This window comes from Streptomyces sp. A2-16 (assembly GCF_018128905.1).
Classification (GTDB): Bacteria; Actinomycetota; Actinomycetes; order Streptomycetales; family Streptomycetaceae; genus Streptomyces.
Genome location: NZ_CP063808.1, coordinates 8,233,307 through 8,253,282 on the forward strand (window position 1 = coordinate 8,233,307; position 19,976 = coordinate 8,253,282).

At 70.0% G+C, this 19,976-nt stretch carries 15 protein-coding genes; 1 reads left to right on the forward strand and 14 read right to left on the reverse strand.

Annotated features, from left to right (window positions below):
* Positions 1-116 precede the first annotated feature (116 nt).
* Positions 117-2,132, forward strand: coding sequence for a hypothetical protein (locus tag IOD14_RS36990; protein WP_249126329.1), 2,016 nt, complete (start codon positions 117-119; stop codon positions 2,130-2,132).
* Here IOD14_RS36990 and IOD14_RS36995 read toward each other — a convergent pair.
* From IOD14_RS36995 to IOD14_RS37060, 14 genes are all read right to left on the reverse strand, one after another.
* Positions 2,116-3,309 carry a glycosyltransferase family 2 protein gene (locus tag IOD14_RS36995; RefSeq protein WP_123989182.1) on the reverse strand — a complete coding sequence of 398 codons (1,194 nt, stop codon included), beginning with the start codon at positions 3,307-3,309 and terminating at the stop codon, positions 2,116-2,118. The genes IOD14_RS36990 and IOD14_RS36995 overlap by 17 nt on opposite strands.
* A 163-nt stretch (positions 3,310-3,472) precedes the next feature.
* Positions 3,473-5,524 carry a CDP-glycerol glycerophosphotransferase family protein gene (locus tag IOD14_RS37000; RefSeq protein WP_249126165.1) on the reverse strand — a complete coding sequence of 684 codons (2,052 nt, stop codon included), beginning with the start codon at positions 5,522-5,524 and terminating at the stop codon, positions 3,473-3,475.
* Positions 5,525-5,635: 111 nt separating this feature from the next.
* Positions 5,636-7,135: a bifunctional cytidylyltransferase/SDR family oxidoreductase gene (locus tag IOD14_RS37005; RefSeq protein ID WP_123989183.1), complete on the reverse strand. Its 1,500-nt coding sequence runs from the start codon at positions 7,133-7,135 to the stop codon at positions 5,636-5,638.
* Positions 7,136-7,279: 144 nt separating this feature from the next.
* Positions 7,280-8,473 carry a hypothetical protein gene (locus tag IOD14_RS37010; protein ID WP_212672577.1) on the reverse strand — a complete coding sequence of 398 codons (1,194 nt, stop codon included), beginning with the start codon at positions 8,471-8,473 and terminating at the stop codon, positions 7,280-7,282.
* A gap of 89 nt (positions 8,474-8,562) precedes the next feature.
* Positions 8,563-10,113 (reverse strand): alkaline phosphatase D family protein, encoded by a 1,551-nt coding sequence (locus tag IOD14_RS37015; protein WP_212672578.1) that lies wholly within the window; start codon positions 10,111-10,113, stop codon positions 8,563-8,565.
* Between the two features lie 202 nt (positions 10,114-10,315).
* On the reverse strand, positions 10,316-11,827 hold the full coding sequence (locus IOD14_RS37020; protein WP_212672580.1) for an FG-GAP and VCBS repeat-containing protein: 1,512 nt from the start codon (positions 11,825-11,827) through the stop codon (positions 10,316-10,318).
* Between the two features lie 102 nt (positions 11,828-11,929).
* The gene (obgE, locus tag IOD14_RS37025) at positions 11,930-13,366 is read right to left on the reverse strand and encodes a GTPase ObgE (protein ID WP_123989187.1); all 1,437 of its coding nucleotides are present in this window, start codon (positions 13,364-13,366) and stop codon (positions 11,930-11,932) included.
* Positions 13,367-13,484: 118 nt separating this feature from the next.
* A complete protein-coding gene (rpmA, locus tag IOD14_RS37030) occupies positions 13,485-13,739 on the reverse strand; it encodes a 50S ribosomal protein L27 (protein ID WP_123760699.1) in 255 nt (84 codons plus the stop codon).
* A gap of 14 nt (positions 13,740-13,753) precedes the next feature.
* Positions 13,754-14,074, reverse strand: coding sequence for a 50S ribosomal protein L21 (gene rplU, locus IOD14_RS37035; protein ID WP_007381993.1), 321 nt, complete (start codon positions 14,072-14,074; stop codon positions 13,754-13,756).
* A 206-nt stretch (positions 14,075-14,280) separates the two neighbouring features.
* Positions 14,281-14,874: a dTDP-4-dehydrorhamnose 3,5-epimerase gene (rfbC, locus tag IOD14_RS37040; protein WP_212672582.1), complete on the reverse strand. Its 594-nt coding sequence runs from the start codon at positions 14,872-14,874 to the stop codon at positions 14,281-14,283.
* 10 nt (positions 14,875-14,884) lie between these two features.
* On the reverse strand, positions 14,885-16,888 hold the full coding sequence (locus IOD14_RS37045) for a glycosyltransferase (RefSeq protein WP_212672584.1): 2,004 nt from the start codon (positions 16,886-16,888) through the stop codon (positions 14,885-14,887).
* The gene (gene rfbD, locus IOD14_RS37050) at positions 16,885-17,781 is read right to left on the reverse strand and encodes a dTDP-4-dehydrorhamnose reductase (RefSeq protein WP_212672586.1); all 897 of its coding nucleotides are present in this window, start codon (positions 17,779-17,781) and stop codon (positions 16,885-16,887) included. Before rfbD ends, IOD14_RS37045 begins: the two co-directional genes overlap by 4 nt.
* Positions 17,778-18,764: a dTDP-glucose 4,6-dehydratase gene (rfbB, locus tag IOD14_RS37055; protein WP_123989191.1), complete on the reverse strand. Its 987-nt coding sequence runs from the start codon at positions 18,762-18,764 to the stop codon at positions 17,778-17,780. The genes rfbD and rfbB overlap by 4 nt, the downstream gene beginning before the upstream one ends.
* Positions 18,761-19,828, reverse strand: coding sequence for a glucose-1-phosphate thymidylyltransferase (locus tag IOD14_RS37060; protein WP_212672587.1), 1,068 nt, complete (start codon positions 19,826-19,828; stop codon positions 18,761-18,763). Before IOD14_RS37060 ends, rfbB begins: the two co-directional genes overlap by 4 nt.
* Between the last annotated feature and the right edge of the window lie 148 nt (positions 19,829-19,976).

A 19,976-nucleotide genomic window follows, 5' to 3' on the forward strand; every position in this document is an offset into this window, starting at 1 on the left:
GGCACAGGACACGCGCGTGTCGTCCGGAGGTCGGCACGCGTTAACCAGGGCGTCCGTCTCGCGACGACCCTGGAGTGACCCCCGTGCGAAAACCCCTCCCCCGCCTGCGGTCCGCGCTGCGGCTGCCGGGCCGGCAGACCACGACGAGAGCACTCGTCGCCGCCGTCCTGGCAGCCGCCGTCGTCGCCCAGGCCGTCGCCGCCCTGCGCCCGCACGTCCCGCTGCTGCTCGCCGCGACGGCCGCCTCCCTGGCCGTCGAGGGCGTCCTGCACCGCTGGCAGCGGGGCATGGTGTCCCTGTTCGCGAAGTCGCACGCGGACATCACCGTGCGGCATGTCCTGCGCGACCTGCTGCTGGTCCTCGGCCTGCTGCGGCTGACCCCGGAGGACGAGGAGACGGCATACACCGTGCTGGTGGCCGGTCTGCTCGCCTTCTACGCGCTGCACTGCGCGATCCAGGCGGTCTCGGTCCTGGTCCGCCGCACCCGCACCCTCCCGGTGGTCACCCGCAACATCGACGCCTCCGCGCTGCGCCTGACACCGGCCCCGCCCGCCCTGCTGCGCCGCCCCGGCCCCCGGCTGCTGGTCCACGGCCTGCCCGCCACGGCGGGCCTCCTGGTCACGGCCGCCACGGGGGAGCCCCGGTGGGCGGCCTTCGGCATCGCGATGTCCCTCGGGCTCGCGCTCATGGGCCTGGCGGACCTTCTCGTACGACTGCTGCCGAGCCGGCGCCCGGCGGGCGAGCAGGAGGTGCTGGAGTGGTTCGACGCGTGGCTCGCCGAGTACCGGCCGACCGTCGGTCTGTACTTCTCCGGCGGGTCCACGTCCGCCTACCAGGCCAACATGTGGCTGGAGCCGCTCGCCAAGCTCGACGGGAAGCCGGTCATCGTCCTGCGCGAGCGGTTCATGATGCAGAAGATCGCCGCGACCGACGTCCCGATCGTCTGCCTGCCGAAGGTGTCCACGCTGCTGCGCCTGGAGCAGTCCACGCTCCAGGTCCTGATCCACCCGTCGAACTCCGGCAAGACCTCCCAGGTCCTGCGCATCCCCACGATCAAGCACACCTTCGTCAACCACGGCGAGAGCGACAAGCTGTCCTCCTGCAACCCGTACGCGAAGGCCTACGACGAGGTGTGGGTGGCCGGACCCGCGGCGCGCGAGCGGTACGCGGCGGCCGAGGTGGGCGTCGAGGACAAGGACGTGGTGGAGATCGGCCGCCCGCAACTGGAGGCCGTACGGCCGTACGAGGGGCCGCCCACCGGGGCTGTGACGGTGCTGTACGCCCCGACCTGGGAGGGCTGGGACGGCAATCCCGGCAACACCTCGGTGATCGAGGCGGGCGAGAACATCGTGCGGGCACTGCTGGCGGACCCCGGGGTACGGCTGCTGTACAAGCCGCATCCGCTGACCGGGTCGGTGGACGCGCGGGCGGGCGCGGCGGACCTGCGGATCCGTGAGCTGGTGCGGGCGGCGAACCGGGAACGGGCCGGGGAGCGACCCGCCGACAGCGGTGAGCTCTCCCGCAGGACCAGGGAGTTGGACCGGCTCACCATCGCGTCCTTCCGGTCGGCGGCGGACTCGGTGGAGCGGATGCTGCTCCAGTCCACCCCGGAGCCGGGCCGCGCGGAGGCGGTGGCCCGGGCGACGGCGGCCTGGGAGCGTGCGTACTGGGCCTCGCTGCCGGAGTGGGAGCACCAGGTCGTCACCGACGCCCGGCCCGCGCTGTACGCCTGCTTCAACCGGGCCGACCTGCTGATCAGCGATGTGTCCAGTGTGGTCAGCGACTTCCTGGCGAGCGGGAAGCCGTACGCGGTCGCGAACACGAGCGGCCTGACCGAGGCCGCGTTCCGGGCGGCCTTCCCCACGGCGGGAGCGGCGACCGTGCTGACGCCGGACGCGGTGGGGGTGCCCGCGCTGCTGGACGCGGTACGTCATCCGGAGCGGGACGAGCTCGTGGCCGCGCGCGCCGGGTTGAAGCGGCGGTTGCTGGGGCCGGACGAGCCGTCCTCGCAGGAACGGTTCGACATGGCCGTACAGGCGTTGTGCGCGGCGGCTCGGGGGCGGGGGCTTCCGGGGCAGCGGCGGGAGGAGGGGACCGTGTGCGTCTCCGGGACGCTCACGCTGCCGGGGTGAGGACCCTGCGCGCCTTGCGGACCGCCCGACGCAGCAGCTGGTCGACCCCGACCTCACGGTAGCCGGGCACCTCGCGGGCCTCCCGCGGCTCGGCCAGATAGAGCGCGTCGGGCAGGCCCGTCGACCGGTCGCGGAAGAACGGGTAGGCGAAGAACACCCGGCGGCCGCCCTTCTCCAGCACCGCCTCCGGGGTCTTCCTCGCCTTCATGAACTCCAGGACCTCCACCAGGAGATCCGGGCGTCCCATCGCCACCAGCTGGAGCCGCAGGCGCTCGTGGACGCGGAGGCGGTGGGCCACCTCGCCCGTCCAGTAGGCGTCCACCAAGGGCTTCGCCAGCTCCAGCTTCTCCCGGCGCACCGCCTCGCTGTCCTTGAGGAACTTCGGGCCGAACTGCGGGAGCAGGGTGACGAGGAAGGGGCGGACCATCAGGGAGTCGCGTCTCGCGCCCGGCGGGACCATGTCGGCGATCAGGGTCATCAGGGCCCGCGCGGAGTCGAAGCGCAGGGTGTGGCTGCCGGTCCTGGTGACGTGCTTGCCGTCCTCGCGTCCCACCAGGTAGTAGCAGGTGTGGTCGGCGATCACGGAGACGCCGTCGGCCCGCAGATAGGCCTCCATCGTGAACAGGGCGTCCTCGCCCGTCCACAGGGATTCGTCGAAGCGCATGCTGTGCTGTTCGAGGAACGCGCGGCGGAACAGCTTCTGCGCGCTCAGCGTGAACTTGATGTTGGAGGAGAAGACGTCGGTGCGCTCCAGGGTCTGGCCCCACATCGACGTCGGCGGCTTGCGGTTGACGCCTTCGACACGGCCCAGGACGACGTCCGTGCCGTTGCGGTCGGCCATCTCGACCATCCGCTGAAGCGCCTCGGGGCCGAGGCGGTCGTCGGCGTCCAGGAAGAAGACGTAGCGGCCGGTCGCCTTGCCCAGACCGACGTTGCGCGGGCCGCTGGGGCCGCCGGAGTTGTCCTGCCGGATCACCGTGACGTCGAGGGGCGTCCGCGCGGCGAACTCCTCCAGGTACTCCCCGGTGCCGTCCGCCGAGCCGTCGTCGATCGCGATGACCTCGAGGCGCGCGTGGCCGATCGTCTGGGCCTCGACGGAGGCCAGACACTCGACCAGATACGGCATCGCCTCGTACGCCCCGATGACCACGGTCACATCAGGCTGCGCAACGGTCACTTCTCCCCCAGTCACGGTCTTTTCCCCTCACATCCGCTCAGGGCAATCCCCAAGACGGCCCGTCGGAGGGAACGGTTGCTTTCCGACACCGGGACATACGCAAGAAGGGCCCGGTTTTCGGGATCACCCCCGAAAACCGGGCCCTTTCTTTACGAAGGGGAGGTCAGGCCTTGGTCGTGGCCTCCGCGGCCGAGGCCGCCGCCCGTGACTCCTGGCCGACGTTGCGCGCCTCGGCCTTGATCGCGAGGTTCGCCACCGCGGTGTTGAACTGCTCGATGGACGTGGGCTCGTCGGGACCGAGCAGGTACTGCTTGAGCTCCACCCGGTCCTCGGCCAGCGGGTCGGACGACGGGTCGCGGACCGCGTCGATCAGCTCGCCCAGCTCGGCGGCCTTGTTGGACAGGATCGTGGCCGCCCGCACCGCGGTGTTCTGCCGCTTGAACTCCTCCACGCCCAGCTCGGCGGAGTCCGTGACCGCGTACGGCTTGCCGCTCGCGATGAAGTCGGAGACCACGCTGGAGATGTCGGAGACCATCGCGTCGGCGACGTTGAAGCAGTCGTACAGCCGCGGTTCGGCGCCCGTGACCACCTGGTGCTGCCACTCGGGGAAGGAGCGCCAGTAGGCGTCGTTCCACTCGCCGCGCAGCCGGGCGATCTCCTCGTACTTGGCCACGTCGACCACACCGTCACGGCTGGCCTCGGCCTCGTCGCCCTTCTCGCCGCCGCTGCCGACCAGGACGGCGAGCCGCGCCTCGATACGGGCGAGCTCGGCCTTGGCGGCGGCCTGGGCGGCCGCGTCCGGCTGGAAGCGGGGGTCCGTGGCGCGCTCGGCGGCGGCCTTCTCGATCAGCGCGGTGACCTTCTCGTGCGCGGCACCCGCCTTGGGCAGGACCGTGCCGGTGAAGGGGTGCGGCTTGTAGAGGACGCGGACCGGCGGGTCGGCCTTCAGCAGCTTCTTCACGATGTTCTCGCCGGCCAGCATCAGCGAGGTGTTGCCCGGGTTGCCGTCCCAGCCCTCCCAGGTCGGGGCGTACAGGACCGTCGGGACGCGTCCCTCCGGCACTCCCTGCCACTTCTGGATCGGCGCCAGCTGCGGGCGGCCCACCTCGACGATGTCCTCGTCGCGGACACCGACGTCGGCGATGGCGTAGCGGTCGCGGCCGGCCCGGCCCGCGGTCCACACCTCGTCGTACGCCTTGCTGAACGGGTTGACGCTGGCCAGCTTGTCGCTGTCGCCGTGGCCGATGAAGACGTGCTTCATGGTGGGCACGCGCAGCAGGTGGATGTTCTTGCCGACGTTGGCCGCGTACAGCGCGACCCGCACCGTGGACAGGTCCATGTTCATCAGGTGCACCCCTCCGGGCACGCAGATGACGGGGACCGTGGTCGGCGCGAGGTTCTGCAGGATGACCCGCTCGCGCAGGATGATCAGCGGCCGGGAGTCCAGCTGCTCCATGGTCTCCAGCCACATGTTGACCTGGTAGGTGGAGTCCTTGGAGCCGGAGAAGTAGAGCACGGTCTCCGGCTTGTAGTCGCGCAGCCAGTCGTCGACCTTGGCGAGGACCTTGTCGGCGTTCGGCGGGACCTTCTTGCCGCGCACGTACGGCATCAGCGCGAGGACGTACAGGGAGCCGAGCCCTATGGTCACGCCGATGCCGATGAAGCCGGGCGTCGCGGAGTCCAGCTGGGCTGCGACGAGTATGCCGACCACGGCCGCGAGGTCGAGGTGGAGCATCTTCTCGGCCGACCGGTTCAGCAGGCCGAACGGCGGGGCGTCCGGGATGCGGATGCGGGAGGCCAGGTCGACGTTGCGGGTGGCGACCGGGAGCCGGCGGCGGTTGCGGATCAGGGTGACCAGCGCACCGTGCGGGGCCTGGAGACCGTAGAACGCGATGAAGCAGGCGGTGGCCCCGTAGAAGATCAGGTTGTTGGAGAGGTCGAGCCGGGCCAGCAGCAGGATCAGCAGAAGCTGTCTGATCAGGAAGCGGATCGACAGTCCGGCGCGCACCTTGCTGAGGCGGTTGATCAGATAACTGCCCTGGCGGTGCAGATAGTGGTCAGCAAGGTACGTCACGGCGGTCGCGGCCGCGAAGGCGGGGACGCTCGGGATGAGCGCGGCCACCATTATGGCGGGGAAACCCGCCAGCATGAGGACCGCCGCGGCCAGTTCGGCCGCACTGCCCACCCGGGCGACGCGAATAGCGGTGCTTATCACTGAAAACCTGCTCTGGGAGGGATGCCGGTTGTTTACGGATTCAGGCCCCTGCGAATGCGCCATGAACGGGCAGCCACAGAGGCCTGAATTACGTGAGTCTATTTGCCTTGATTATGCCACGCCGTCCTGACGGTCGAGGACACTGGCAAGCGCGGCCTCGAAACCGGACGCCTGGCCGGCGGAGGCCGTCGGGTCCTGCTGACGGACGTCGATGACATGCCCGGTCAGCTCGGAGAGCAGCACGTCGAGCGAGGTGCGGGCCACCGCCTCGGAGGACAGCAGGCTGCCCGCGGGCTCCTGGCCGAAGGCCTTGGTGCGCATGGGCGTGGCGGTGCGCTCGGGGTTGATGCAATTCACCCGGACGCCGTCACCCGCCCATTCGTCGGACAGGGCCTGCGTGAGGTTGACCATCGCCGCCTTGGTGGAGGAGTACAGGCTGTACTCGGCGCGGCCGCGGGTGTAGCTGCTGGAGGTGTACAGCAGCAGCTGGCCCTTGGTCTCCGCGAGGTACTTGTAGCTCGAGCGCGCGATCTGCACCGGGGCCAGGTAGTTGACCTTCAGCGCCTCTTCGATGGTGGCGTTGTCGGTCTCCGCGAGCTTGCCGATGCGCAGCACGCCCGCGGTGTTGACGACGTAGTCGATGCGCCCGGTCTCGGCGTACGCCTTGGACAGCGCGTCGTCGACCTCCTCCGGGTTCTCGACGTGGGTGCCCGTGGTGGAGCGGCCCAGCGCGTACACCTTGGCGCCGTAGGACTCGGCGAGTTCGCCGATGTCCTTGCCGATGCCGTAGGAGCCGCCGAAGACGACGATGGTCTTGCCGGTGAGCAGCTCGCGGTAGGCCTCGTCGCTCACCTGCTCGGGAGCCGCGGTCGAGGCGAGCTGGAAGAGCTTGTCGGCGATGAAGACGTCGACGGGCTGGGTGACCTTCATGTTGTACTCGTCACCCGCGACGACGTGGATCGGCACGTCCGGCAGGTACTTGAGCACGACCGAACAGTCGTCCGTGGCCTGGAAGTTGGGGTCACCGGCGGCGACCTCGTAGGCGCGCTTGATGGTGGACAACTTGAAGGCCTGCGGGGTCTGGCCGCGGCGCAGCCGGGAGCGGTCCGGGATCTCGGTGATGAACTCGCCGTCCCCGCCGTGCGTGCGCGTGACGATGATGGTGTCCGCGGACGGGATGGCCACGTCGACGGCCTGGTAGCGCTCCAGCGCCTCCACGCAGTCGTCGATGACGCGGCGCGAGAGCAGCGGGCGCACGGCGTCGTGGAACAGGACGTTCAGGTCCTCGCCCTCGGCCAGGCCCTCGCCGAGGGCCTCGATGGCGCGCTCGGTGGTCTCGTTCCGGGTGGAGCCACCCTCGATGATCTTCTTGACCTTCGTGAACCCGGCCTTGGCGACGATCTTCTCTATGTCGGGCACATAGCCCGGCGCCATCAGGACGATGATGTCGTCGATGGAGTCGGCCTTCTCGAAGGTGGTCAGGGTGTGCTCGATGACTGCCTTGCCGGCGATCTTCAGCAGCTGCTTGGGGATCGAGAGACCCACGCGCTGACCGGTACCACCGGCCAGGATCACTGCGGTGGTACGGGGCTTGGCGATGTGCTGGGACACAGAAGACCTACCTCGGGGCGACAGGGAACGGGGAAATGGTCCCACTTGCGGTTACCGCAGTGCAAGGTGACCGCCGTTCACCGCATATCCACGCGCCACCTGTCATTCATCTTGCACTGCCGGTAACGACGGCGGTGCAGGAGTTCAACGGCGACGCAGCTTCTTCAGACAGCGATGTCCGAGTACCCGCATCAGTTCCTTCGACGAGGTCTGGTGCACGGTACGCGCCTTGGCGGGTGAGCTGTGCCGCCCCGGCACCTCGGCGGCCGCGGCGAGCGCCCCGTACAGCGCCTGGGCCGCCACCTCGGGCGAGATCCGCGGGGCGGGGATGCCGTCCAGAGCGGGCGCCTCCGGTACGGCGGACAGGAGCCCTGGGTCACCGACGACCCGCACGCCCAGCTCGCCTATGCGCCGGGCCGCCTCGGCGCCGATCCCGGCAGCGGCCCGGACGGCCCACTCCGGAGTGAGTATCTTCACGTCCTCGGGCGAGGGGCTGCACGTGTTCTTCATATGCATGACCGCGCCGTTGCGCACGAGCCTGGAATACAACTCGTCGGGCAGTCCATTGCCCCGGAATTCCTTGTTAAGATTCCGCAGCATTTCGGTCTCGGCGAGGGTAAGAGAACGATTCGCGGTGTCCGGAACGGGCTGGAGGAGATTCTCGGGCAGCCCGAGGAGCCGCTCGAAAGTGCGCATCAGACCGCCCCGGTCGCGGTCGTCGACCACGACGACGGTGACCCGCTGCGCACCGACCGCCCGGCCCCAGCGCTCCACGAGCCGGTCGTGCCGGTGGCGGCGCCAGAAGCTGGGGTTGGGCTGCTCGTACGGCGCCTTCCTCAGCATGTGGGTGAGCCAGTCCTCGTAGCCCATGCGCAGGCCGTTCTGCACGTACTGCTGCCACTGCGAGGGCATGATCCGCACCAGCGGCCGCAGCGTGACCAGCACGTGCACGCGCTCCCCGCCGAGCTGCTCGACGATCCGCGCGATCGTGTCGTCGTCCTCGGTGTCGGCGAAGAACTCGCTGCTGATCACCGAGGTCTTCCCGCCCGTGGCCCGGACCTGTTCCAGCAGCCGCGCCCAGTGCTTTTCGGTGGGCGCGGTGTCGCCCATCATGGCGGGCCTCGCGCAGGCGGCGAGGACCGCTTCCATGGGGTGTCTGCTGTGCGCCGGGAAGACGACACCGTGCTCGGGCAGCAGGTCCTTGGCGGCGAAGAGCGCGCCCTGGACGGAGGTCGTGCCGGTCTTGTGGGGGCCGATGTGCAGCAGGCGCGTGCCGGCGGGCAGCGGAGCCGTCACGCCGTTCACCGGAAGGTCGTCTCTCGTACAGTCCGTCTCCATGGTCAAGGGACGGTAAGAGGAGTGCCTGAGTGTTGCCTGAGAGGAGCATGGGGCTGTGATGAGGACCACGCCCCTCTCGGGCAACGTACTCACACCAGACGGACTCCGGGCTTGCCCGCGTCCACCCGCAGCTGGGCGATCGTGCTCGGCGTCGCCTGCGGGCTCACCACCGTGTCCACGACCCGTACCTGCGCGTCGATGCCGTGCCGGTCGATGTCGAAGAGGTGGTAGCCGCGGTGGGCGTCGATGAACTTCCAGTGCGGGTTGTCGGCCTTCAGCGGGTCCCACTGGGCGTGGAAGGCGGCCTGGTCCTGGTCGCCGTTGCTGGAGATGGACGTACCGACGAACTCGGCGCCGACGACCCGGGAGGACGGGTCGGCGTAGTCCTCCTTGAGGTCGCTGATCATCGTCAGGTGGCGGTCGCCGGAGAGCACGACCGGGTTGCGCACGCTCCGGAACTCCTCCAGGAGGGCGTTGCGCTCGACCTGGTAGCCGTCCCAGGCGTCGTAGTACCAGAGCTTGCCCTCGCCGGGCAGGATGTCGGTCTCGGCCATCATGATCTGCGAGGCGATGAGGTTCCAGCGCGCCGGTGAGTCCTGGAGCCCGTCCAGGAGCCACTGCTTCTGCGCGGCGCCGAGCATGGTGAGGGAGGGGTCCTGGGCGGCGGCCTGGCTGGTGACCTGGTCGCTGCGGAACTGCCGGGTGTCGAGCACGTTCAGCCGGACCAGGCGGCCGAACTCCAGGCGCCGGTACATCTGGATGTGCGGGCCGTTCGGCACGGCCGCGGCGCGCACCGGCATGTGCTCGTAGTACGCCTGGAAGGCCGCCGTCAGCCGGGCCACGAAGGCGTCGTGCGGCTGCTTGGCGGGGTCCTGCGGAATCTCGCCGGCCCAGTCGTTGTCGACCTCGTGGTCGTCGAAGGTGACCACCCAGGGCGCGTTCGCGTGCACCTCGGCGAGGTCCGGGTCGGTGCGGTACTGGGCGTACCGGTTGCGGTACTGCTCGAGGGTGTACGGCTCCCCCGTGCCCTCGTGCCGGCGCGGGCCCGCCGACGACGGCGCCGACTCGTAGATGTAGTCGCCGACGAACAGCACGACGTCGGGGTCCTGGTCCAGCATGTCGGCGTACGGGGTGAAGTAGCCGTTCTGCCAGTTCTGGCAGGAGGCGAGCGCGACCCGGAGGCTGCCGCCGGAACTGTGCCGGGCGGGGGCGGTGCGGGTGCGGCCGGTGCGCGAGAGCTGGCCGTCGGCGCGGAAGCGGTACCAGTAGGCGCGGCCTGCGCGCAGGCCCCGTACATCGACGTGAACGCTGTGTCCGTATGCGGGCAGCGCCTGGGCGGTACCCCGGCGGACCACCTTTCTGAAGCGCTGGTCCTCGGCGAGCTCCCAGTCGACCGGCACCACCCTGTCGGGCATGCCTCCCCCGTTCAGGGGGTCCGGGGCGAGCCGCGTCCACAGCACGATGCCGTCCGGCAGCGGGTCGCCGGAGGCCACGCCGAGGCTGAACACACCGTCGGGCAGGGGGGTCTCCGCCGCTCGCGCGGTGCCCGGCAGCCACAGCTGGGCGGAGGCGGCGGCGCCGAGCACGGCGGCACCGGCGGTCAGAAAGCGGCGTCGGCCGGGTGATGCTGCTCCGTACATGGGCGAACTCCCTTGCGTCGCTGACCTCTTGGACACCCTGGAAGCTCACGCTTCGGGGTGATCCGTGCGTTGAACCAGAGTGTTCGCGTGCATGACAAATAGGTAGACAACAGAAGAGCCGTTGCGACTCGGGTATCACATGATGAACGTGATCCCGGCGCAACGGCCTTCAGGACACCGCCGACTGACGATCTTTTGGGTTCTAGTTGGCGAAGCCCGAGCCCAGACGGGCCTTCGCCGCGGTGGTGCCGAGCAGGGCGTGGCCGAAGGTGAACGTCCCGTTCGGAGCAACGACGGTGGCCGGAACCGGCACGCCACCGGGCGAGACGACGTACTCCGCCCGCGACCGGAAGGACCACACGGACCCGGCGCTCGCGTTCTCACCGGGTGCGCCGACCGCGACGTCGGCCAGTCCGTCGCCGTTCACGTCCCCCGCGTGGACGGCTCGGCCGAAGGCGTCACCCTTCTCGGCGGCCCCCGGCACTCCCGTGGAGTTCTGCGTGACCACCTGGTGGGAGCCGGCCCCGGTCAGCCCGTCGGCCCGGCCGCTGAGCACGACCACGGCACCGGCGTCCTTGATCGAGTTCGGGGCGGTGGCGGGGCCCAGGTCCTCGCCGGGCACGCCGGTGACCACGTCCAGGTACCCGTCCCCCTCGACGTCCGCGAGCTGCACGTCGGTCCCGAAGCCGTCGCCCTTCTCGGCGGTGCCGGGCACCCCGGGACTGTCCTGGTTGACGGCCTGCACCGACACACCGTCAGGAGCGCCCGAGGTGCCGGGTATCCAGGCGACACGCCCGCCCTTGGCACGGTAGGCGTCATGGTCGCTCTCGTATCCGTCGACGGCCCGGCCCACCACGATGTCGGCGTAGCCGTCCCGGTTCACGTCCCCGACCGCGAGGTTCTCGCCGCCCTGGAGCGCGGCGCCGTCGATGTCCCAGACCAGGGTCCAGGGCGTGAGGCCGTCCTTGGTGCCCCACCAGTACGCGATCCGCCGGGAGTCGAAGGTGTCGGTGCCGGTCTGGGCGGCCACGACGTCGGTGATCCCGTCGCCGTTGAGGTCGCCGACGTCGAGGTCGAGGACGCGGCTGTCGTATCTGTCCTTCACCACCTGGCGTTCCCCCGTGGCCGCGCCGGAGCGGGTGAAGGGGCCGCCGGTCGCCACCAGGCCGTACCGGTCCACCGCGGTCAGCAGGTCGGTCGCCCCGTCCCCGTCTACGTCCCCCGCAGCGAGGTGTCCCTCGGCGCCCAGCCGCTGGCCGGCCGCACCGGAGGCGAGGGTGGCACCGCCCGACAGACCGCGGGCGCCGCCCCACAGGACCTGCACCCGGCCGGAGCCGCCGTCCTCGCCGCCCACCCCCACGACCAGGTCGGCGTACCCGTCCCGGTCCAGGTCGGCGCTGGTGAGCGCGCTGCCGAACCGGTCGCCGGCCTCGGAACCGCCGGGCACGCCCGCGCTGTTCTGGCTGAACACCTGCTTCGCCGAGGTCTTCAGCCCGCCGGAGGAGCCGTACAGAACCCCGACGAACCCGGCCTTCGCCTTCCCCGCGACGGTCCCGTCGGGCGCGGCCACCGCGAGGTCCGCGTAGCCGTCACCGTTGAAGTCGTCCCGGGTCTGGTGCGGAGCCGCCCCCGCGGCGGCGGGCAGGGCCACGGCACCGCCGAGCGCCAGGACGACGGCGAGCCCCGTGCGCCACCCTCTTCGTTTTCCGCGCATACCGCATCCCCTCCTGTGACGGTCGTACGGATTGCCCGGTACGACTCACAGGAAGGGCGGTTGGTTGTCCTCGGATATGACGGGACGTCACCCGCCGTTCGCTCAGAACGGCTCGAAGTCGTCGAACTCCTGGGCGGCCTCGTCCCGTTCGGCCTGCTTGTCGCGGCGGCGCTGGGCGGCGGGCCGGGGTGCCTCGAAGCGGTGGTCCTCGCCGCGGCGGCCGAGCATCTCGGCGCCCGCCATGACGGTGGGCTCCCAGTCGAAGACGACCGCGTTGTCCTCGGGGCCGATGGCGACGCCGTCGCCCGAACGGGCGCCCGCCTTCATCAACGCCTCTTCCACGCCGAGGCGGTTGAGCCGGTCGGCGAGGTAGCCGACGGCCTCGTCGTTGTTGAAGTCGGTCTGCCGCACCCAGCGCTCCGGCTTCTCGCCGCGCACCCGGAAGAGGCCGTCCTCCTCGCGGACCACGGTGAAGCCGCTGTCGTCCACGGCCTTGGGCCGGATGACGATCCGGGTCGCCTCCTCCTTGGGCTTGGCGGCCCGCGCCCTGCCGACCAGGTCGGCGAGCGCGAAGGACAGCTCCTTCAGCCCCATGTGGGCGACCGCGGACACCTCGAAGACGCGGTAGCCGCGCGCCTCCAGGTCCGGCCGCACCATCTCGGCGAGGTCCTTGCCGTCCGGTACGTCGATCTTGTTCAGGACGACCATGCGGGGACGGTTGTCGAGGCCGCCGTACTCCCTGAGCTCCGCCTCGATGATGTCGAGGTCGGAGACCGGGTCGCGGTCGGACTCCAGCGTGGCGGTGTCCAGGACGTGCACGAGGACGCTGCAGCGCTCCACGTGCCGCAGGAACTCAAGGCCCAGGCCCTTGCCCTGGCTGGCGCCCGGGATCAGGCCCGGCACGTCGGCGATGGTGTAGACGGTCTCGCCCGCGGTGACCACGCCGAGGTTCGGGACCAGCGTGGTGAACGGGTAGTCGGCGATCTTCGGCTTGGCCGCGCTCAGCACCGAGATCAGCGAGGACTTGCCGGCGCTCGGGTAGCCGACGAGGGCCACGTCGGCGACGGTCTTGAGCTCCAGGACGATGTCCTGGAGGTCGCCGGGCACGCCGAGCAGCGCGAACCCGGGGGCCTTGCGGCGGGCGGAGGCCAGCGCCGCGTTGCCGAGGCCGCCGCGGCCGCCCTGGGCGGCGACGTACGAGGTGCCGTGTCCGACCAGGTCGGCGAGGACGTTGCCCTGGCTGTCCAGGACGACGGTGCCGTCCGGCACCGGCAGGACCAGGTCCTGGCCGTCCTTGCCGGAGCGGTTGCCGCCCTCGCCGGGCTTGCCGTTGGTGGCCTTGCGGTGCGGGGAGTGGTGGTAGTCGAGCAGCGTGGTGACGGACTGGTCGACGGTCAGGATGACGTCGCCGCCCCGTCCGCCGTTTCCGCCGTCGGGACCGCCGAGCGGCTTGAACTTCTCCCGGTGGACGGAGGCACAGCCGTGACCTCCGTTACCCGCGGCGACATGCAGTTCGACGCGGTCCACGAAGGTGGTCATGGTTCGGTGCCTCCAAAAACGGTACGAGTACTACTTCAGTAACACGCGAAAGGCGGACCCGCCTTCCCACCAGGGAAGTGAGGTCCGCCTCGCGAAAAGTTGTCGATCAGTGCCTGGTTCAGGCGACCGGAACGACGTTCACGACCTTGCGGCCACGGTGGGTGCCGAACTGCACCGCACCGGCGTTCAGCGCGAACAGCGTGTCGTCGCCGCCGCGGCCGACGCCCGCACCCGGGTGGAAGTGGGTGCCGCGCTGGCGGACCAGGATCTCGCCCGCGTTGACGACCTGACCGCCGAAGCGCTTCACGCCGAGGCGCTGAGCGTTGGAGTCACGACCGTTACGGGTGGACGATGCGCCCTTCTTGTGTGCCATCTCTCCTCAGTCCCTTACTTCGCAGCCGCGGGGATCTCAGTGACCTTGATCGCCGTGTACTGCTGGCGGTGGCCCTGACGACGGCGGTAGCCGGTCTTGTTCTTGTAGCGAAGGATGTCGATCTTGACGCCCTTGTGGTGGTCCACGACCTCGGCCTGGACCTTGATGCCGGCCAGGACCCACGGGTCGCTGGTCACAGCGTCGCCGTCGACAACGAGCAGGGTCGAGAGCTCGACCGTGTCGCCAACCTTGGCAGTGGAAATCTTGTCAACCTCAACGATGTCGCCGACAGCAACCTTGTGCTGGCGACCACCGCTGCGCACGATGGCGTACACGCGGATCTCACTCTCTCGCTCGGGAACGGCACCCCCGCAGTCCAGCCGCCCGGCAGAACGAGCGGCCTCTCCCGGCCAGAACAGCGACCCGAGAGGAAGAGGTTTACGGGGATGTGGCGTGTCACCAGTGGACACGCCGACGGTCTAGGTTACGGGGCCGCGGCCGAACGGGTCAAACCGGGCCCCGTCGCGTTCAAACCCACGCGTCAGGAGCCGAGGCTCTCCCGGTACGCCACGCACTCCTCGTAGGAGGGCAGCAGCCCCTGCTCACGCGCCTCGGCCAGGGTCGGCGCCTGCTCGTCCTTGGGGGAGAGCAGCGGGGTGATCCCCTCGGGCCACTCGATGCCGATCTCCGGGTCGAGCGGGTGGACGCCGTGCTCGCGCTGCGGCGCGTACCCCTCGGAGCACAGGTAGACCACGGTGGCGTCGTCGGTGAGCGCCATGAACCCGTGGCCGAGCCCCTCGGAGAGGTAGACGGCGTGGTGGTCCTGGTCGTCCAGGCGGACGATCTCCCACTGGCCGTAGGTGGGCGAGCCCACCCGGATGTCCACGATCACGTCGAGGACCGCGCCGCGCACGCACTTGACGTACTTGGCCTGCCCGGGCGGCACGTCGGCGAAGTGGATGCCGCGCAGGGTGCCCCGGCTGGAGACCGACATGTTGGCCTGGGCCAGGCTCAGCGGGTGGCCCGCGGCCTCCGCGAAGACAGGGGCCTTGAACCACTCGTGAAAGCTGCCCCGGCCGTCGGGGAAGACCTTCGGCTCGAACACCCAGGCACCGGAGATCGAAAGGGGTCGCATCGCGGAGGTCTCAGCCCTTCTTCTGGTTGGTCAGGGCGCGCTTGATACGCCCGGCGGCACGGCGCCACAGCGGGCGCGGCGCGGTCGCCTTCTTCTTCGGGGCGGCCGCCTTCTTCGCGGCGGACTTCGCGGGCGGGGTGTGCCGGTCGATCACCTTGGCGGCACCGGAGGCGTCCACCACGACATCGACCGGGAGCCGCGTCCACTTGCGCTCACCGCGGGCCGCGGACGGCACACCGACCCGGACCGCCCAGCGCATGCCGGTCAGCTTCTCCAGCGGCAGCGTGGCGGTGACGGTACGGCCGTCCAGGGCGGCGTCGGCCGGGTACTTGCCGACGTTCTTGCGCTCGAAGCGCAGCTGGACGGAGTCCCCGCCGGTCGCGGCGACGTGCAGCGGCAGGGGCAGCCGTACGACGGAACCCTCGACCGTGCCCTCGGCGGGCGGCATGACGGCGACCGCCTCGCCCTCCAGCTTGTTGGTGTGCTGGTCCACGTCGAGCGAGAGGTTGCCGGGACCGTCGGTCCAGTACGGCAGCACGAGCCGCTTGGGCTCGCCGGTGAGGGCGGCCAGGCGACCGGCCTCGACGTCCTCGCCGCGCACCGCGCCGAGCCGGGTCTCCTTGCTCCAGCCGCAGGACTTGATCCTGAGGTGCAGGTCCCAGATGCCCTTGTCGAGCGGGGCTCCGGAGGCCGCGGTCTCGGGGTCGAGCTCGGCGCGGGCGGAGATCCGCTGCCGGAAGACCCCGTCCCCGGCTGCGATCTCCTGCAGCTCGCTCGTGACGGGCAGGTAGAACTGCCGGGCGTCCTCGCGGTGCCGGACCACCAGGTCGACGTCGCTCTTGGCGAGCGGGGCGTCCAGCTTGATGCCCTGGTCGTCGAGGGCCTTGAGCGCCTCGTCGGACAGCGGCAGACCGAGCAGCCGGCGCTCGCCGTCACGGCGGAACGTCATCGGCTCGCCGTCGATCTGGAGTTCGGAGTCGAAGCCGACCTTCAGGGTGCCGTCCTGCCACTCCAGCGAGGTGAGGCTGCCGGTGGGCTTGATCCCGGCCTCCCACTCGGCGAGGGTGCGGATGTCCTGGTAGCGGTCGGCGAAGATCAGCCCGGCGACGACCTTCTGGGTGAGACCGAGACGGGCGACGACACCGGGTCCGAAGCGCTCGGTGACCACCTTGTGGATCTCGGTGTACAGCTCCTCGGCGTAGTCCTCGGGGAGCTTCAGCAGGCGCTGGCCGCGCAGCCGCTCGACCATCTCGTTGCGCAGCCAGCGGCTGAACAGCTTGTCGCGCAGCGCGCCCGGCTCGGTCAGCTCCTCGACGACGTCGAGGGCCTCGCGCAGGTTGCCGAAGTAACCGACCGGGTCGAAGCGCTGGAAGCCCGCGTTCGAGCCGTCGTCACGGGTGATGTGGTAGTAGCACAGGTAGTCGCCGAGCACGGCGACGCTCTTGGCGCGCAGGTAGGCCTCGACGACGAAGACGTGGTCCTCGAGTCGGCGGCGGCCCTCCTTGAAGCGCATGTTGTGCTCGTTGAGGAACTCCCGCCGGAACATCTTGTGCGGGGTGAGGCTGTCGATCAGCGGCGCGTTGGACACCGTGGCACGCGGCCGGTTGACCCGGAACAGCTCCTGCGGGACCGGCCGTCCGATGCCTGCCATCTTGCCCACGACGACGTCGGCCTCGTTGGCCTTGCCGTAGTCGTACATCCGCTCCAGAGCCTCGTCGCCCAGCCAGTCGTCGTGGTCGACGAACATGACGTACTCGCCCTGGGCGGCCTCGATACCGGTGTTGCGGGGCTTGCCCGACCAGCCGGAGGACTCCTGGTGGATGACGTGGAAGTGGGGGTGCTCGGCGGCGAGCTGGTCCAGGCGGGCCGGGGTCTCGTCGGTGGAGCCGTCGTCGACGAAGAAGACCTCGAACTCGTCCGGGGTCAGGCTCTGCCGGAGCAGGCCCGTGATGCAGTCCTCGACGTATTTGCCGGGGTTGTAGACCGCGATGACGACGCTGACCTTGACCGTCACGCCGTGTTCTCCTTCAGATGGACCCGGTGGATCTCCGGGAAGGCCTCGGTGAGGGCCGTACGCCAGTCGCGCAGCGGCTCGATGCCGGCCTCGGCGAACCGGCCGTGGCCGAGGACGCTGTAGGCGGGGCGGGGCGCGGGGCGCACGAAGGCCTCGCTGGTGGTGGGACGGACCCGGTCCGGGTCGGTGCCCAGCAGCCGGAAGATCTCCTGGGTGAAGCCGTGCCAGGTGGTCTCGCCGGAGTTGGTGCCGTGGTAGACGCCGGCCGGTGCGGTGCCGGCCAGGGCGCCGCGCCCCAGCTCGACCAGCAGGCCCGCGAGGTCGGCGCTCCAGGTGGGCTGGCCACGCTGGTCGTCGACGACGTCGAGGGTGTCCTTGACGCCCTCCAGCTTGATCATCGTCTTGACGAAGTTGGGGCCGCCGGTGCCGTAGAGCCAGGCGGTGCGCACGACGTAACCGCGCTCGTTCGCGAGGACCGCCTTCTCCCCGGCCAGCTTGGTGCGGCCGTAGGCGCTGCGGGGCGCGGTGGGCGCGTCCTCGGGGTACGGCGTGGTGGCGTCCCCGGCGAAGACGTAGTCCGTGGAGACGTGCAGCAGGACGGCGCCGGTGCGGGCGCAGGCCTCGGCGAGGTTGCGCGGCCCGTCGCCGTTGATGGCGAGCGCCTCGTCCTCACGGGTCTCGGCGTCGTCCACGGCGGTCCAGGCCGCGCAGTTGACGACGACGGCGGGCCGGTGCTCTTCGAGCGCCGCGCTCACGGCGTCGGCGTCGGTGAGGTCCAGCGCCTTGCGGTCGAGGGCGACGTACCGCTCCCCCGACTGGGCCAGCCGGGCCAGGACGTCCTGGCCCAGCATGCCGCCCGCGCCCGTGACCAGCCAGGTGCGGTTGTCGGTCACAGCGCGGCCCGCTCCTTCAGCGGCTCCCACCAGGCGCGGTTGTCGCGGTACCACTGCACGGTCTCGGCGAGACCCTGCTCGAAGCTCTTGCGGGGCTCGTAGCCGAGCTCCTCGCGGATCTTCGTGCAGTCGACGGAGTAGCGGCGGTCGTGGCCCTTGCGGTCCTCGACGTACTCGACGCTGGTGTCCCAGTCGGCGCCGCACGCCTTCAGCAGCAGCCCGGTGAGCTCCTTGTTGGAGAGCTCGGTGCCGCCGCCGATGTTGTAGACCTCACCGGCGCGGCCCTTGGTGCGCACGAGCTCGATGCCCTGGACGTGGTCGTCGATGTGCAGCCAGTCGCGGACGTTGCCGCCGTCGCCGTACAGCGGGACCTTCTTGCCGTCGAGGAGGTTGGTCACGAAGAGCGGGATGACCTTCTCGGGGAAGTGGTGGTGCCCGTAGTTGTTGGAGCAGCGGGTCACGCGCACGTCCAGGCCGTGGGTGCGGTGGTACGACAGCGCGATCAGGTCGCTGGACGCCTTCGCCGAGGAGTACGGCGAGTTGGGCTCCAGCGGGTGCGTCTCGGGCCAGGAGCCCTCGTCGATCGAGCCGTAGACCTCGTCGGTGGAGATGTGTACGAAGGTCTTGATGCCCGCGCGGTGGGCCGCGTCGATGAGGGTGTGGGTGCCGACCACGTTGGTGCGCACGAACTCGGCGCCGCCGTCGATGGAGCGGTCCACGTGCGACTCGGCGGCGAAGTGCACCACCTGGTCGTGCTCGGCCATCAGCTTGCCGACCAGCTCGGGGTCGCAGATGTCGCCCTGCACGAAGGCGAAGCCCGGGTGCTCGCGCACCTCGTCGAGGTTGGCCGGGTTGCCCGCGTAGGTCAGCTTGTCGAGGACGGTGACCGAGACGTCACCGGGGCCCTCGGGGCCGAGCACGGTACGGACGTAGTGCGAGCCGATGAAGCCGGCACCGCCGGTCACCAGAATCCGAGTGGTCATGAAGAGATCTGCACCTTGCTGTGATCACCGAGCACGAGCCGGTGTGCCTTGGGGTTGCGGGGCGCGGGCGTGACCTCGACGTCACGTCCGATGAGCGAGGCCTCCACGCGGCGCACGCCGGTCACGGACGAGCCGCGCAGCACGATGGAGTACTCGATTTCGCTGTCCTCGATCCGGCAGTCCTCGGAGACGGACGTGAACGGACCGATGTAGGCGTCGTTGACCACCGTGCCGGCACCGATGATGGCAGGACCGACGATCCGGCTGCCACTGACGCTGGCGCCCGCCTCGATCCGGACCCGGCCGATGATCTCGCTGCTGTCGTCGACCGTGCCCTCGTTCACCGGGTCGACGGTCTCCAGGACCGACCGGTTGACCTCCAGCATGTCGGTGACGTTGCCGGTGTCCTTCCAGTAGCCGGAGATGGTCGTGGAGCGGACGTCACGCTTCTGGTCGATCAGCCACTGGATCGCATGGGTGATCTCCAGCTCGCCGCGCCAGGACGGCTCGATGGAGCGGACGGCCTCGTGTATGGCCGGCGTGAAGAGGTAGACGCCGACGAGGGCGAGGTCGCTCTTGGGCTGCTTGGGCTTCTCCTCCAGGCCCACCACCCGGCCGTCGCCGTCGAGTTCGGCGACACCGAAGGAGGTGGGGTTGGGGACCCGGGTCAGCAGGATCTGCGCGTCGGGCCGCTCGGCGCGGAACTCGTCCACCAGACCGGTGATGCCACCGACGATGAAGTTGTCGCCGAGGTACATGACGAAGTCCTCGTCGCCGAGGAACTCCTGCGCGATGAGCACGGCGTGGGCGAGGCCCAGCGGTGCTTCCTGCGGGATGTAGGTGACCTTGATCCCGAACTGGGAGCCGTCGCCGACCGCCTCGCGGATCTCGTCCGCGGTGTCGCCGACGACGATGCCCACCTCGCTGATCCCGGCCTCGGCGATGGCCTCCAGGCCGTAGAACAGCACGGGCTTGTTGGCGACCGGCACCAACTGCTTGGCCGAGGTGTGAGTGATCGGGCGGAGGCGGGTGCCCGCTCCCCCGGAGAGCACGAGAGCCTTCACGAAAATCCCTATTTGTCTAAATTAAGTGTCAATCTCGGCTCACATCATAACCCTGGGGACAGGACCGGGATTCACCGGCCATTCACATGATCGATCACCGGTTGACAACTTTCCGTCGGACGCAATAGCCACAGAATCACGAAATCCG

Excerpts from the sequence above, each read along its gene's own strand:
- IOD14_RS37010 (WP_212672577.1), bottom strand. The coding sequence starts at position 8,473 with ATGGAGACGGACTGTACGAGAGACGACCTTCCGGTGAACGGCGTGACG.
- IOD14_RS37015 (WP_212672578.1), bottom strand. The coding sequence starts at position 10,113 with ATGTACGGAGCAGCATCACCCGGCCGACGCCGCTTTCTGACCGCCGGT.
- IOD14_RS37020 (WP_212672580.1), bottom strand. The coding sequence starts at position 11,827 with ATGCGCGGAAAACGAAGAGGGTGGCGCACGGGGCTCGCCGTCGTCCTG.
- obgE (WP_123989187.1), bottom strand. The coding sequence starts at position 13,366 with ATGACCACCTTCGTGGACCGCGTCGAACTGCATGTCGCCGCGGGTAAC.
- rpmA (WP_123760699.1), bottom strand. The coding sequence starts at position 13,739 with ATGGCACACAAGAAGGGCGCATCGTCCACCCGTAACGGTCGTGACTCC.
- rfbC (WP_212672582.1), bottom strand. The coding sequence starts at position 14,874 with ATGCGACCCCTTTCGATCTCCGGTGCCTGGGTGTTCGAGCCGAAGGTC.
- rfbB (WP_123989191.1), bottom strand. The coding sequence starts at position 18,764 with ATGACCACTCGGATTCTGGTGACCGGCGGTGCCGGCTTCATCGGCTCG.